Annotated in this window: 13 protein-coding genes; 6 read left to right on the forward strand and 7 right to left on the reverse strand. The window is 66.5% G+C overall.

The features are described 5' to 3' along the window. Positions 1 to 594 precede the first annotated feature (594 nt). Positions 595 to 1,587 carry a cyclase family protein gene (locus TO66_RS20845; RefSeq protein ID WP_044464044.1) on the reverse strand — a complete coding sequence of 331 codons (993 nt, stop codon included), beginning with the start codon at positions 1,585 to 1,587 and terminating at the stop codon, positions 595 to 597. Between the two features lie 99 nt (positions 1,588 to 1,686). Here TO66_RS20845 and TO66_RS20850 point away from each other — a divergent pair, with 99 nt between their 5' ends. After that, positions 1,687 to 2,589, forward strand: a complete 903-nt coding sequence (locus TO66_RS20850) for a LysR family transcriptional regulator (protein WP_044464045.1) — start codon at positions 1,687 to 1,689, stop codon at positions 2,587 to 2,589. Here the strand turns inward: TO66_RS20850 and TO66_RS20855 are convergent. Continuing rightward, entirely contained in the window at positions 2,575 to 3,495 is a 921-nt protein-coding gene (locus TO66_RS20855; RefSeq protein ID WP_044464046.1) for a LysR family transcriptional regulator, read from the reverse strand. The two genes, TO66_RS20850 and TO66_RS20855, sit on opposite strands and share 15 nt — an antisense overlap. A gap of 148 nt (positions 3,496 to 3,643) precedes the next feature. On the opposite strand from TO66_RS20855, the gene TO66_RS20860 reads away from it, so the two are divergent. Beyond that, positions 3,644 to 4,066 (forward strand): DoxX family protein, encoded by a 423-nt coding sequence (locus TO66_RS20860; protein WP_044464047.1) that lies wholly within the window; start codon positions 3,644 to 3,646, stop codon positions 4,064 to 4,066. A gap of 146 nt (positions 4,067 to 4,212) precedes the next feature. Here the strand turns inward: TO66_RS20860 and TO66_RS20865 are convergent, their stop codons facing one another. Beyond that, positions 4,213 to 4,683: an Lrp/AsnC family transcriptional regulator gene (locus tag TO66_RS20865; protein WP_044464048.1), complete on the reverse strand. Its 471-nt coding sequence runs from the start codon at positions 4,681 to 4,683 to the stop codon at positions 4,213 to 4,215. A gap of 150 nt (positions 4,684 to 4,833) precedes the next feature. Here TO66_RS20865 and TO66_RS20870 point away from each other — a divergent pair, with 150 nt between their 5' ends. The 3 genes from TO66_RS20870 to TO66_RS20880 are packed head-to-tail and all read left to right on the forward strand — an operon-like array spanning position 4,834 to position 8,571. Further along, positions 4,834 to 6,096 (forward strand): Zn-dependent hydrolase, encoded by a 1,263-nt coding sequence (locus TO66_RS20870; RefSeq protein WP_044464049.1) that lies wholly within the window; start codon positions 4,834 to 4,836, stop codon positions 6,094 to 6,096. A 29-nt stretch (positions 6,097 to 6,125) separates the two neighbouring features. Continuing rightward, positions 6,126 to 7,364: a diaminopropionate ammonia-lyase gene (locus tag TO66_RS20875; RefSeq protein WP_044464050.1), complete on the forward strand. Its 1,239-nt coding sequence runs from the start codon at positions 6,126 to 6,128 to the stop codon at positions 7,362 to 7,364. A 46-nt stretch (positions 7,365 to 7,410) separates the two neighbouring features. After that, positions 7,411 to 8,571: an MFS transporter gene (locus TO66_RS20880; RefSeq protein ID WP_044464051.1), complete on the forward strand. Its 1,161-nt coding sequence runs from the start codon at positions 7,411 to 7,413 to the stop codon at positions 8,569 to 8,571. Positions 8,572 to 8,912: 341 nt separating this feature from the next. Here the strand turns inward: TO66_RS20880 and TO66_RS20885 are convergent, their stop codons facing one another. The 4 genes from TO66_RS20885 to TO66_RS20900 form a co-directional block, all read right to left on the reverse strand. Continuing rightward, positions 8,913 to 11,360, reverse strand: a complete 2,448-nt coding sequence (locus tag TO66_RS20885; RefSeq protein ID WP_044464052.1) for a TonB-dependent receptor — start codon at positions 11,358 to 11,360, stop codon at positions 8,913 to 8,915. A gap of 96 nt (positions 11,361 to 11,456) precedes the next feature. Further along, positions 11,457 to 12,440, reverse strand: coding sequence for a FecR family protein (locus TO66_RS20890; protein ID WP_044464053.1), 984 nt, complete (start codon positions 12,438 to 12,440; stop codon positions 11,457 to 11,459). A gap of 40 nt (positions 12,441 to 12,480) precedes the next feature. Next, positions 12,481 to 12,981: a sigma-70 family RNA polymerase sigma factor gene (locus TO66_RS20895; RefSeq protein WP_044464054.1), complete on the reverse strand. Its 501-nt coding sequence runs from the start codon at positions 12,979 to 12,981 to the stop codon at positions 12,481 to 12,483. A 119-nt stretch (positions 12,982 to 13,100) separates the two neighbouring features. Beyond that, entirely contained in the window at positions 13,101 to 13,931 is an 831-nt protein-coding gene (locus TO66_RS20900; RefSeq protein WP_044464055.1) for an alpha/beta fold hydrolase, read from the reverse strand. A 264-nt stretch (positions 13,932 to 14,195) separates the two neighbouring features. Between TO66_RS20900 and TO66_RS20905 the strand changes: the two genes are divergently transcribed. Further along, a complete protein-coding gene (locus TO66_RS20905) occupies positions 14,196 to 14,675 on the forward strand; it encodes a MerR family transcriptional regulator (RefSeq protein WP_044464056.1) in 480 nt (159 codons plus the stop codon). Positions 14,676 to 14,681: the final 6 nt, after the last annotated feature.

Consider the following 14,681-nt stretch of genomic DNA (forward strand, 5'->3'; position numbering starts at 1 on the left):
CCGCAGGGGCTCCGGCGCCCGCAAGCCCGCCGCGAGCGTGCCGCTCGATCGCAGCCTCGCCTGTGGCTCGGCAGCGGCTACACAAGCACCGGACATGACCGGGATATTGGGGGAGCCGCGATCCTGTAGCCGCTGCCGAGCGCCAGCGAGGCTGCGATAGACCCGCAGGGTCTCCAGCGCCCTCAAGATCCCCGCGAGCGTGCCGCTCGATCGCAGCCTCGCCTTTGGCTCGGCAGCGGCTACCAAGCACCGGCACACCCGGCTATCGAGGACGACCACAATCCTGTAGCCGCTGCCAAGCGCCAGCGAGGCTGCGATAGACCCGCAGGGTCTCCAGCGCCCTCAAGCCCGCAGCGAGCGTGCCGCTCGATCGCAGCCTCGCCTTTGGCTCGGCAGCGGCTACACCAGCACCGGCACACCCGATATCGAGGGCGACCACAGTCCTGTAGCCGCTGTCGAGCGCCAGCGAGGCTGCGATAGACCCGTAGGGTCTCCAGCGCCCTCAAGATCCCCGCGAGCGTGCCGCTCGATCGCAGCCTCGCCTTTGGCTCGGCAGCGGCTACGCAAGCACCGGGGCTGGCCGGATGGCTGTGCCTAACGGATCGGCAAGGCGATCGGCCGGATCGGCGCGGCATCGGCACCGCGCAGCTTCAGCGACGCGCCGATAAAGGCGAACTGGTACACCCGGTCCCGCGACAGGCCTTCGAGGTTGACCAGCTCCAGGATCGGCGCGCCCTGCATCGCCAGCAGGTAGGTGTGCAGCGGCAGGTAGTTGCCTTCCACTTCCGATGGGAAGGTCTCGAAGCTCAGGTTATCGGCGCCCACCACCATGGCGCCGCCCTCTTCCACCAGGAACTTCGCCGCATCCAGGCTCATGCCCGGCGGGTTGGCCATATAGGCCTGGGCCTTGTCATAGTCGCGCATGCGCCCGGTACGGATCAGCACCACGTCGCCCTTTTCCAGGCTGACCTGCTGCGCCTTCAGTGCCGCTTGCAGGTCGGCCCGGGTCACCCGGTAATTGTCCGCCAGCATGTCCACGCCCTTGGCCGCGGCGACATCGATCAATACCCCGCGGGCGACGATCGGCGGCAGCTTTTCCGCCCCGGTGACATTCCAGCCGCGGTCGCCCAGATGCTGGTCGGCACGGAAGCCGTTCCAGATCTTGCCGTCGAGCCCGAAGTGGTTGAGCGCGTCGATATGAGTGCCCATGTGGGCATACATCGACACCGCCGAACCGGTGTAGCTGACATGCCGGTTCATCGCCTCGCCGACCTGCATCGGGTCGGCGATCACATTGCCGTGCGGGGTGTGGGTCATCCACATCTGGTAAGGCGGATCGCCCGCCGCCTGCCAGCTGGGCATGCCGACGTAGTAATCCACTGCCAGGTCATAGGCCTGGGCGCCGCTGACCCGGGCCATGATCGCCGCCCGCGACTGTTCGGTGATCAGGTTCAGGCGCCCGATCTCGTCCTTCGGCCCCCAAGGGCTGACGCCCACTTCGGCCCGGGGCGCCGCAGCGCACAGCGCGCTGAACAGCGACAAGGCGGCGAGGCCGGGAATAACGCGCAACAAACGGGAAACAGCCATGACGACACTCCTGTGAAATTGAAGTGGCCATGGTAAGGATTAACCATTGAGCGATAATCAGGCGCTTGGTTAAGACATATTCAACCCAGGAGAAACAATATGGATGTACTGGCAGCCATGCGCACCTTTCGCCGCGTGGTCGAGCGCGCCAGCTTCAGCCTGGCGGCCAACGACCTGGGGCAATCCACCGCCGCGGTCAGCAAGCAGGTGCGCCAGCTGGAGGAACACCTGGGCAGCCTGTTGCTGCTGCGCACCACGCGCCGCATGAGCTTGTCCGAGGCCGGCCATGCCTACTTCAGCGAGTGCTGCCACCTGCTCGACGAACTGGCCGCCCTGGAGTGCGCGACCCGCGCCGGCAGCCGCGAGCCGGGCGGCCGCCTGCGGGTCAACGCGCCGCTGTCGTTCGGCCTCAAGGTGCTGTCGCCGATCCTCGCCGACTTCATGCAGCGCTACCCGCAGTTTCACATCGACCTGACCCTCGACGATCGGCTGCTGGACGTGGTGGGCGAAGGCTTCGATGTCTCGCTGCGGATTCGCCGGCAGTTGAGCGACTCGTCGCTGGTGGCCCGGCGCCTGGGGGAAATCGAGCAGTTGATCTGCGCGGCGCCGGCCTACCTGCAGGCCAATGGCAGCCCGCAGACCGTGGACGAACTGCGCGACCACCGCTGCCTGGCCTATCGCCTGGCCGAACATCCCGGCCACTGGCAGCTGGAAGGCCCGCAAGGCAGCAGCCGCCTGGAACTACCGGTGCGTTTCGCCGTGGACAACAGCCTGATGCTCAGCGACATGCTCCAGGCCGGGCTGGGGATCGGCGCCCTGCCCTCGTTCATCGCCCAGCCGCTGCTCGACAGCGGCCGGTTGCAGCGGGTGCTGCCCTGCTACGCCCTGCCGCGGCGCTCCATCTACGCGGTGTACGCCAGCAATCGCCATGTGTCGCAGAAGATCCGCTTCTTCGTCGACTTCCTGGCCCAGGCCCTTGGCCCGGCTTCAGTCGGCACCTGAGTCAGCGGCCCGGGTCTGGGCCGCCAGCCAGTCGATCAGCCAGGATGCCGCCGGCCCCGGCGGCGTATCAATGCGGTAGATGGCGTCGAAACCATAGGGCAGGCCCTGGTTGCCCGGCAGGTCGAGCAGCACCAGGCGTCCGCTGGCCAGGTCCTCCTCGACCATCGGCTGCGGCATGTTGCCCCAGCCGATGCCTTCGCGCAGCAGCATGTGCTTGGAACCCAGGTCGGCCAGGCGCCAGCTGTGGGTGCCGACCACACCGAAATCCTGATTGCGGGTCAGTTGTGAACGATCCGACAGCACCAGTTGCACATGCTCGCGCCCGGCGCCCGGCAGGTTCTGTTCGGCCTGCGCCAGCGGGTGCTGCGGGGCCGCGACCGGAATCAGCTTGACGAACCCCACCTGCACCCGCTCGACCCCGGACAGGTTGCGGTGCATCAACCCGCAGACCCCCACCGCCGCGCGCCCCTGCAACACCATCTCGGCCACCGCCCCCAGGGCCTCCATGTGCAGGTGCAACTGCACCGTGGGAAATTCGCGACGAAAATTCTTCAGTGCATCGACAATGCGCGCCGCCGGGAACATCACATCGATCACCAGGTGGACTTCGGCCTCCAGCCCCTGCAACAGCCCCTTGACCTTGGCTCGCAGGCCGTCGATGCCGTCGTAGATGCTGCGCGCCTCGGCCAGCACCGTGCGCCCGGCCTCGGTGAGCTGCGGCTTGCGGGTGGTCTTGCGGTCGAACAGGGTCACGCCCAGCTGCAACTCCAGGTTGGCCATGGAATAGCTGATCACCGAAGTGGCGCGGTGCAGCTTGCGCGCCGCGCCGGCAAAGCTCCCCACCTCGACGATGGTGAGGAAAATGCGCAACTGGTCGAGGGTGGGCGTACCGGGATTGCTGGACATGCGGAGGCTCTCGCAGGGTTACGTTCGAAAATATCGAACCTGAGGCTCGAAATTATTCGGCTATTGCGTTCATAACGCCAGTGGCAGACTGCACTCCATCGCGGCGCACCACGAGGGTGAGGCCGAACCCACTAGAGAGAACATCGACATGACGAGCGCTACCAACACCCTGTCCGCCACATCCAACAGCAACGCCAGCATCAGCCTGATCGGGCGCATCCTGCTCAGCGCGATCTTCATCCTCTCCGGTTTCTCGAAAATCGCCGCACCGGCGGCCATGGTCGGTTACATCCAGTCGGTCGGCCTGCCCTTCCCGCAACTGGCCCTGGGCATCGCCATCGCCGTCGAACTGGGTGGCGGCCTGCTGCTGATCGCCGGCTACCGCACCCGCCTGGTCGCCCTGGGCCTGGCCGTGTTCAGCGTGGTCACCGCCCTGGCCTTCCACAACAACCTGGGCGACCAGAACCAGTTCATCCACTTCTTCAAGAACATCGCCATGGCCGGCGGCCTGCTGCAAGTGGTGGCCTTCGGCGCCGGTCGCTTCAGCCTGGATGCCCGCCGCCAGGGCTGATCGACCTGCCAGAGACAGCTTGGCTTCTGTAGGAGCGAACGGGCGGCGATCCGACTTGCTCGCGATAAGAACAACGCGGTCCTCCAGCAGGACCGCGTTTTCGTTCATCGCGGGCAAGCCTCGCTCCTACAGGTGTTGTGGGAGTCTCAAGGGCCGGTCGGCACTTCTAGCCCGACCTTGACCCGGCTCATGGCCACCAGGGTCTTGAAGCGCTTGACGTTATCGTTCTCGAAGAACAGCTCGCGGGTCAGCTCGTTGTACTGGGCCATGTTGCGCACCGCGAAGATCAGCACGAAATCGCACTCGCCGGCCACGTAGTAGCACTGCTGCACCTGCGGGCAGGCCTGGAAGCTGCGCTTGAGGGCATCGAGCTGATCGATGCGCTCACTCTCCACCTCCACCTCGACAATGATGCTCAGCTCATAGCCCAGGGCTTCGGGAGCGACGACCACGCTATAGCGTTCGATCACCCCTTCGTCGGTCAGGCGCTTGAGCCGCCGGTTGACCGCCGCCGTGGACAGGTTCACCCGCAACCCCAGCTCGCTTTGCGGGGTGCGCGCATCCCGTTGCAGCTCGGCGAGCAGTTTCAGGTCGTAGGTGTCCAGACTAGTGGTCATGGCAGGCAATCCGTGGGCGGGCAATCGGCAGGCGGCCGAACAATGAAATGAAATTGTGCGAAGCACGCCGATTATGCGAAATAAATTCAGGGTCCACGCAATATTATTTCCGGGCTCCCGCTCACCCTCAGCCCCCGGAACCTGCCTGCAATGCCTGCCGCCCCTGACCCCTTCGACCTGCGCCTCGATGGCGCGACCTTGCTCCAGCAGTTGCAAACACTGGCCACCGTCGGCCACGACCCGCAGCAAGGCGGACGCACCCGCATTGCCCTGAGCGATGCCGACAAGGCCGGCCGCGATCTGCTGGTGGCATGGATGCGCGCCCTGGACCTGCAAGTGCGCGTCGACCGTATCGGCAATATCTTCGGCACCCTGCCCGCCGCTGGCGACCAAGAGCAACAGCAGGTGCTGATGATCGGCTCGCATATCGACACCGTGACCAACGCCGGCGCCCTGGACGGCTGCTACGGCGTGCTCGCCGGGCTGGCGGTGGCGCGGGCTTATCGCGCGGCGGGCATCACGCCCCGGCGTTCGATTTGCATTGCCGCCTTCACCAACGAAGAAGGCGTGCGCTACCAGCCGGACATGCTCGGCTCGCTGGTGTATGCCGGCGGCTTCGACCTCGACCAGGCCCTGGACCTGATCGGCACCGACGGCAGCCGCCTGGGGGACGAACTGGCGCGCATCGGTTATGCCGGCGACCTGCAGCCCGGGGCGCTGGTGCCCCATGAATACCTGGAGCTGCACATCGAACAGGGGCCGATCCTCGAAGCCGAGAACCGCCAGATCGGTGTGGTGGACAACCTCCAGGGCATCTCCTGGCAGCAGATTACCGTGCGCGGCAGCGCCAACCATGCCGGCACCACCCCGACCCATCTGCGCCACGACGCCGGCTGGGTGGCGGCGGCCACCACGGTCTTCCTGCACGAGCTGGCCCGGGACTCCGGCGGCAGCACCCTGGCCACCGTCGGCTGCCTGCAGCTGCAGCCCAATGTGATCAACGTCATCCCGCGCCAGGCGGTGTTCACCGTCGACCTGCGCGACCCCGACGAGCAGCGCCTGCGGGCCGCCGAACAGCGCCTGGCGCGTTTTCTCGACGAGACCGCGGCGAGCGAAGGCGTGAGCATCGCCCGGGAACCCCTGGCGCGCTTCCAGCCGGTGGTGTTCGACCCCGGCCTGACCCGGCTGATATCCGACTGCGCCGACGAGCTAGGCCTGAGCCAGCGCCCCATGACCTCCGGCGCCGGCCACGACGCGCAGATGCTCGCGCGCATCGCTCCGGCGGCGATGATCTTCGTACCCAGCCGCGGCGGGATCAGCCACAACCCGCGGGAACACACCGACGACCAACAATTGCTCGACGGCGCCCGGGTGCTGCTGGCGGTGGTCCGCCGGCGCCTGGAACAGGCCTGAGCCCGACTTCCCCCGCCCCTGGAGGCAGCATGCCGTACGCCAATCCCCATGCCGTCCGCACGCCCTACCCCGAAGCGCTACGGCACTGGCTGAACATCGAGCGCGCCACGCAAAGCCGCGACTGGCTGGCCCACTGGTCGCTGCTCAACCCGCTGCCGACCCCGCTCTACCCATTGCCGGACCTGGCCCGACAGCTGGGCGTGGCCGAGCTGTGGATCAAGGACGAAGGCCAGCGCTCGGTGCTGGGCAGCTTCAAGGCCCTGGGCGCGCCGATCGCCCTGGTCCGACAGATCCTTGAGCGCTGGCCGGACCAGGGCCTGAGCGCGCCCGGGCTGTTCAGCGGCGAGTACCGCCCGTTGCTCAAGGACTTCACGGTGATCAGCGCCACCGACGGCAATCATGGCCGGGCGCTGGCGGCGGCTGCGCAGAGCATCGGCTGCCGCTGCGTGATCGTGCTGCATGCCCAGGTCAGCCTGGAGCGGGAGCTGGCGATCGCCGCCTATGGCGCGCATATCGTACGGATTCGCGGGCACTACGATCAGTCGGTCGCCGAGGCCGCGCGGCTGGCGGCGGACTACGGCTGGCAAGTGATAGCCGACACCTCCTATGCCGGCTACGAACAGATCCCCTGCGACGTGATGCAAGGCTACGGCGCCCTGGTGGCCGAGGTCCTGGAACAGAGCGCCAGCCAACCGCAGGCACCGGCGTTCAGCCATGTGCTGCTGCAAGGCGGCGTCGGTGGCCTGGCGGCGAGCGTGGCCAGTTACCTGTGGCAGTTCCACGGCTGCGCCCGACCCCGGCTGCTGGTGGTCGAGCCCGAGCAGGCCGACTGCCTGTACCAGAGCGCCAGGGCCGGCCGCGCGGCGCAGGCCAGCGGCACGGTGGACTCGCTGATGGCCGGCCTGGCGTGTGGCGCCACCTCGCCCCTGGCCTGGCGTTTCCTGCAACCGTCTATCGATTGTTTTGTCACTATCCCCGACGCGCTGGTCGCCGGCGCCATGCGCCAACTGGCCGGCGGCAGCGCCCGGGACATTCCCCTGGTGGCCGGCGAATCCGGCGCCGCGGGCCTCGCGGGACTGGGCCTGATGTGCAAGGATATCGCGCGGCGCAGCGTCGCCCGGCTCGACGCCCACTCCCGCGTCCTGCTGATCAACACCGAAGGCGCGACGTCGCCGGCGGTGTATCAACAACTGGTCGGTGAAACGGTTGATTCGGTCCTCCAGCGACAGCAGCAATGGCGCCCGGCTCCAGGCGAGCCAGGGTCATAGCCGGCGCGTTGCCGCCTGGAGCTGGAAAAGACCGCCAAGGATTTTTATGACAGCCCAGAACACCCACACCTCGCCACAACAACTCAGCCCCGGCCGCCCGGAACAGATGGCCACGCGCATCGCCTTCTTCATCGCCGGCTTCGGCATCGCCGCCTGGGCGCCGCTGGTGCCCTACGCCAAGGCCCGGGCCGGGCTCGACGAGGGCACCCTGGGCCTGTTGCTGCTGTGCCTGGGGGTCGGCTCGATCCTGGCGATGCCGATCGCCGGGGTGCTGGCCGGGCGCTTCGGTTGCCGTCGGGTGATGGCGGCCGGCAGCCTGCTGATCTGCCTGGCCCTGCCGCTGCTGGCCACGGTGAGCACGCTGCCGCTGCTGGTGGCCGGGCTGTTCCTGTTCGGCGCCGGACTGGGCACGGTGGACTCCACCGTGAACCTGCAGGCGGTGATCGTCGAGCGCGCCAGCGGGCGGCCGATGATGTCGGGCTTCCATGGTCTGTTCAGCCTCGGCGGCATCGTCGGCGCGGCCGGGGTCAGCGCCCTGCTCGGCCTGGGCCTGTCGCCGCTGGGCGCGACCCTGGTGGTCGTGGCCCTGCTGCTCGTCGCACTGCTCAAGGCGGCGCCGCACATGTTGCCCTACGCCAGCCGCAGTTCCGGCCCCGCCTTCGCCGTACCCCACGGCGTGGTGCTGTTCATCGGCTGCCTGTGCTTCGTGGTGTTCCTCGCCGAAGGCGCGGTGCTGGACTGGAGCGCGGTGTTCCTCAGCGCCGAACGCCAAGTCGACGCCGCCTATGCCGGCCTGGGCTATGCCGCCTTCGCCCTGACCATGACCGCCGGCCGCCTGACCGGCGACGCCATCGTGCACAAGCTGGGGGCCCGGCGTGTGATAGTCGGCGGCGGCGCGCTGGCCGCCGCGGGCCTGCTGCTGGCGACCCTGGCCCCCGCCTGGGAAGCGGCGCTGGTGGGCTATGCGCTGGTCGGCGTCGGTTGCTCGAACATCGTGCCGGTGCTGTACACCGCCGTGGGCAAACAGACCGTCATGCCCGAAGCCATCGCCGTACCCGCCATCACCACCCTGGGCTACGCCGGCATCCTCGCCGGCCCGGCGGTGATCGGCTTCGTCGCCCACGCCAGCAGCCTGAGCATCGCCTTCGGCCTGATCGCGCTGATGCTGATCGGCGTGGCGGCCAGCGGGAAAGTATTGAAGGTGTAAGCCTTATCGCGGGCCATCGGGCATCGAGATCGCTGGAAGGCCCTGCGGGCCTTATCGCAGCCTCGCCTAAGCTCGGCAGCGGCTACACAAGCCCGGGCCTCGGGATATCGAGGGGGCCACGAGCCCTGTAGCCGCTGTCGAGCAACGCGAGGCTGCGATAGACCCGAAGAGTCTCCAGCGCCCGCAAGATCGCCGCGAGCGTTCCGCTCGATCGCAGCCTCGCCTAAGCTCGGCAGCGGCTACAAGGATTTGTGCCAGGCATAAAAATCGCGGACAAACCGCGCTCTTGTAGTAGCGGCCGGTCGACGCTCGATTGCCCGCGATGGGCGCGACGCGGTCCGTCAGAAACCGACGCTGGCCTGGACGAAGAAGGTCCGGGGCGCGCCGACGTAGATACCGGAGTTGTTGTCGCTGGAGCGGGTGAAGTACTGCTTGTCGAAGAGGTTTTTCACCCCCGCGCCGAGCTTGAGGTTCGACAGCTGCGAACCGAAGTCATAGCCGCCGCGCACGTTCCAGGTGACGTAGCCCGGGATGTCGCCGTACTGGCCGTCGGCGGTGCCTTCGGTGATGTAGTTGTCGTTGAAGCTGCCGTCGGCGTTGACCATGCTCCCCGGCGAGCGCTGCTTGGACTGGGCGAAGGCATCGACGTTATAGGTCCAGCGGTTGACCGCGTAGCGCAGGCCCAGGGTCGCCACCTGGCGCGAGTAGAACGGCAGGTCGCGGTCCTTGAACGCCGAGCTGCCGCCCTCGTAGGTCGCACGGGTGTAGGTGAAACCGGCATTGGCGGTCAGGCCGTCGAGGCGCGGGTCCAGCGCGGCCAGGTCGTAGTGCACGGACGCCTCGATGCCCTGGTGCTTGGTCGCGCCGAGGTTGGTCCAGCCGACATCGTTGCTGATGTATTGCAGCTCGTCCGAGAAGTCGATGTAGAACGCCGTCAGTTCGCCGCCCCACACCGCGTCGTTGTAGCGCGTACCGATCTCGTAGGTCTTGGCCTTCTCCGGGTTCAGGCCGTTGGCGGTCTGGTCGCCGACCCCGCCCTGGCCGAGCTGGAAGTACTGCAGGCTGCCGAACGAGGTCTCGTAGTTGGCGAACAGCTTCCACGCATCGGAGAGGTGGTACATCACGCTCAGCGCCGGCAGCGGTTCGTTGCTATTGACCTCGCGGCGCTTCTCCTGGACCCGCACGCCATTGGTGCCGAGCACCGGGCGGTCGTGCCATTCGGTGCGGATGTTCTCGAAGCGGATGCCCGGGGTGATGGTCCACTTGCCGACGTCGATCTTGTCGTCGATGTAGAAGGCGTTGGCCTCGGTGCCGCCTGTACGGTCCTGGTACACGTGGCCGTCGGAGCCCGGGCGCACCACCGGCTGGTTGTTGACCAGGGCCAGGCGGCTGGCCTCTTCGTGCATGCCTTCCTTCAGGTAGCGGTAGCCGACGCTGGCTTCCTGGGTGGTCGGGCCGAGGTCGAACACATGGGACACCCGCGGCTCGATGCCGAAGGTGTAGTAGGTGCGCGGGTAGGACACCAGGGTCTTCTGGTCGCGGGCGGCGATGTTGCTGCCGCGGAAGCTGTCGGAGTAGTAGGTCAGCACTTCGAACTGGGTGCGGTCGTCGACCTGGCGCAGGTACTTGAACGACACGTCCTTGCGCCGGCCGCTGAAGTTGTCCCAGTCGCGGTCCGACTGGTAGGGGTCGGCGTCGTACTGCTTCTGGGTCAGGCCACCGGGCATGTCGGCCTTGGCGTCGTAGTAGTGGAAATTGAGGCTGAAATCGTCCTGGTCGGTAGGCGCCCAGTGGGTCTTGAGGATCACGTCGTCGATGTCGTTGCCGTTGTTGCTGCCGCGATAGCCGTTGCCGTTGACCCCGGAATACAGCAACGCCGCGCCGATGCCGTTGTCCGCGGTGCCGCCGAGGAACGCCGTGTCGATGTGCTTCCAGCCGCCGCGCTGGGAGGTTTCCAGGGTGCTGCCGATTTCCCCGGTGGCCTTTTCCGGGATCGCCCGGGTCACGAAGTTGATCACCCCGCCGACGTTCTGCGGCCCGTAGCGCACGGAACCGGCGCCGCGCACCACGTCGATGCTGTCGAGGTTGCCCGAGGAAATCGGCGCCATCGACAGCTGCGGCTGGCCATAGGGCGCGAAAGCCGCCGGCACGCCGTCGATCAGCACCGTGGAGCGCGGCGACAGGCGCGAGGTCAGGCCACGCACGCCGACGTTGAGGGAAATATCGCTGCCGCCGGTGCCGTTGGCGTCCTGCACCTGCACCCCGGGCACCCGGCGCAAGGCGTCGCCGACGTTCATCGTGCCTTGCTCGAGCATCGTTTCGCGGCGGATCACCGTGCGCGCGCCCGGGTGGTTCTGTACCACCGTCTCGTTGGCGTCGCCCAGCCAGTCGCCGACCACGCTGATGTTGGTGGCGCCCAGCTCCAGGGGACCGCCCTCGACCGTCGACGGCGCCGGGCTCAGGGTCACCGAATCGCCCTCGATCCGGTAGTGCAGGCCGCTGCCTTGCAGCAACTGGCGCAGCGCCTGCTCCGGCGACAGGTTGCCGTCCACCGCCGGGGCCTGCTTGCCAGCCACCAGCTCCGGGCTGAAAAACACTTGCAGCGGGGTTTGCAGGCCCAACTGGCTCAGGGCCTGGCCCAGCGGCTGGGCCTGGATATGAATGGCGCTCGGCGCCTGCTCGGCCTGGGCCTGGGGCAGCGCGGTGGCGACCGCCAGGGCCAGGGCCAGCGGCAGCCAGCGAGGGGATGACGGGCAGGGATTGTTGTTATTCAGGTCGAGGCGTTTCACGTTCGAGCAGTCCTGTTGATCGCAAGAAGATGCGTCTGTTAATGCAAACCAGTTGCAGTTGGACAAGAAGACGAAGAACTCGAAAAAAACCTGAATCTAGCGCGCAATTATTTCCTGGCTGCCATCGGCATGGGCCTTCACGGCCACTGGCAGGATGCTCGGCAGGGCCTTGAGCAGCGCGTCGGTGTCGTCGGCCTGGAACACGCTGGTCAGGCGCAGCCGGCCCACCGCCTCATTGGCGACCCGCAGCGGCTGCGCCCGGTACTGCGACACCTCGGCCGCCACCTCGCTGAGGCTGGCGTTGTTGAACACCAGCTTGCCGCTGCGCCAGGCGGTCAGCGCCTGGGCATCCACCGCATAGGCCGTGGCCACCTGGCCCCGGGCATCGACAGAGGTGCCCAGGCCGGCAGTCAGGCTGACGAAGTCGTTGTCGGCGGCCTCGCGGCCCTGGACCTTCACGCTGCCCTGCTCCACCACCACCCGGGTCTGCATAGCGTCGCGGCGCACATCGAAACGCGTGCCGGTAACGGTGACCTTGCCCGGCCCGGCCGCCACCACGAAGGGCCGACTGCTGTCGTGCTCGACACTGAACATGGCCTCGCCCTCGCGCAGCTCGACGCGGCGCTGGCCTTGCTCGTAACGCACCAGTAAATGGCTGCGGCCGTTGAGGTCCACCTGGGAACCGTCGGGCAAGGCCACATGCCGGCGCTCGCCCAGGGCGGTGCTGAACTCGGCGGTGTAAGCGGAGGAATGATTCAAACCGCTGAACAGCCCCAGGCCCAGAGCCACTGCCAGCACACTCGCCGCTACCGCATAACGCAATAGCGGACGGCGTTTGAGGGGCTCGGCCGGAGTGGCGCACAGGGCCTGCAAACGCGCCCTGGGCACCAGGTCGGTGGCCGCCCACAGGTTTTGCAGCAGCTGGAATTCATGCCGATGCGCGTCGTGCTGCGCCAACCAGGCGTCGAAGCGCTGCCGCTCCTCGACGGCGATCGCCGGTTCCTGCAGGCGCACGAACCACTGCGCCGCCTCGTCGCGCACCGTCGCCTGCCCGCACGCGCACTCGCCAATCTGCGTCATCGAACATCCTGTTGGGCTGGTGGGTGGAAAGTCGGGGCGATCATCGCGGCGGCCCGTCCACGCGCTCGCGCAGATGCCGCAGGGTGCGGATCATATACTTTTCCACCATGTTTTTTGACAGCCCCAGGCGCTGGGCGATCTCGGCCTGGGTCAGCCCTTCGATCTTCTGCCAGACGAACACCTTGCGGCAGTTCAACGGCAACTCGCCAAGGGCCCGCTCGATGGAATCGGCCAGCTGGATCGCATGCATGAAATGCTCCGGGTCGCCAGCGGGCGACGCAACGGGATACACCGCCTCCAGCTCCAGGGCACCGCGGCGGTCCTCGCGGCGGTAGGCATCCACCGCGATATTGCGCGCGGTCTGATGCAGATACGCCCGCGGCTGCTCGACCACCGCCGCCTGTGCCTCCAGCACCCGGACAAAGGTGTCATGGGCCAGGTCTTCCGCCTGCTGGCGGTTCTTCAACCGACGCGTCCAGGTGCCGATCAACTCTTCGTAGTGCTCGAAAAAGCCAGGTCGGCGCGGCGGCTTGGGAGTCATTGCAGTGTGCTGAGGGTGGAAAGGCGTGAATAGTAATGCTTCTTATTAATGGAGAGCAATGGATGGAGGGAAACTCGCCTCGCAGGAGATAGGGCGGGATGTTACCCGCCCTGCCCTTTTTAGCTGCGAACGAACGCCAGCAGATCGGCATTGATCGTATCGGCGTGGGTTGTCGGCATGCCGTGCGGGAAGCCCGGGTAGATTTTCAGCGTACTGTTTTGCAGGAGTCTGGCTGACAGGACGCCGGCATTCTCATGGGGGACGATCTGGTCATCGTCCCCATGCATCACCAGGACGGGGATCTTGATGCCTTTCAAATCCTCGGTGAAGTCGGTCTGGGAAAACGCCACGATCCCGTCGTAGTGGGCTATGGCACAGCCCATCATGCCTTGGCGCCACCAGTTCAGGACGATGCCCTCGGACGGTTTTGCACCCGGGCGGTTATAGCCGTAGAAAGGGCCTGCCGGAACGTCATGGTAAAACTGCGCGCGGTTGGTTTTGAGTTGGGCCTGCAAATCGTCGAACACCGACTTCGGCAGGCCGCCAGGATTGCTCGGGGTCTGGACCATCAGCGGCGGCACGGCGCTGATGATGACGGCCTTCGACACCCGGTCTTCGCCATGACGAGCGATGTAATGGATGACTTCGCCACCGCCCGTGGAGTGCCCGACATGGACCGCGCCTTGCACACCCAGGTGGTTGACCACGGCCGCGACGTCGTCGGCGTAGTGATCCATGTCGTGCCCATTCCAGACCTGACTGGAGCGCCCATGGCCCCGTCGGTCATGGGCAACGACGCGGTAGCCGTTGGCCAGGAAAAACAGCATTTGCGCGTCCCAATCGTCCGCGCTCAGTGGCCATCCGTGGTGGAAAAAGATGACCTGGGCATCCCGTGGCCCCCAGTCTTTGTAAAAGATTTCAACACCATCACGCGTAGTGACATACCCCATGTTCGTCTCTCCTGAATGAAGTGAAGGCCTTCACCGAAACCCGTTCGGAGCAGGGCCTTGTGAACGTCGTGCAGTGAACGTCGTGCGGTAAACATAGCGCCGCCCACTCGACAGGCGGTTCAAAGGGCACGCTTGTGGAGCGTCTACGCCTGCCCCGTGGCCGCCATGACGGCTGGGAAACACTGTGCATCCGGGCTGCTTGGCCGCCCGATGACTTTAGGTTTAAAGTCAACTTTAAGGTCAACAGGTTTTTCAGGGTGAGTGATGAGAATAGGCGAACTGGCAAAAATCAGCGGACTGGCGCCGTCCCGTATCCGCTTCTACGAGGCCAGTGGCCTGATCAGCTCCGTCGAGCGCAAAGCCAACGGCTACCGGGACTACGCGCCGGATACCGAGTGGGTTCTGGAACTCATCACCGGCGCACAGGCGGCAGGTTTTTCCCTGGAGGAAATCCGCCAGTTAATGCCGGTGAATGCCGGCGGCTGGCAGCACGATGAGCTGCTCAGCGGGCTCAAGCAGAAGGTCGAGGAAATCAGCGTCCTGCAGGAACGGCTAGCCCAGAATAAAGCGCAACTGCTGCTCGTCATCCAGGGCATCGAGGACAAGCCCGAGGGCGTGGCGTGTGCGGACAATGCGCAAATGCTGATCGATCGCCTGCGGGAAGAAGGGGCCGGCCGCGCGTCGGGCAAGCGAGCGACGACCGCTTCCACACGAAAGAACGCCCGCCAGGCGTCCGGGGCCTGACAGGCG

The organism is Pseudomonas sp. MRSN 12121 (genome assembly GCF_000931465.1).
Classification (GTDB): Bacteria; Pseudomonadota; Gammaproteobacteria; order Pseudomonadales; family Pseudomonadaceae; genus Aquipseudomonas.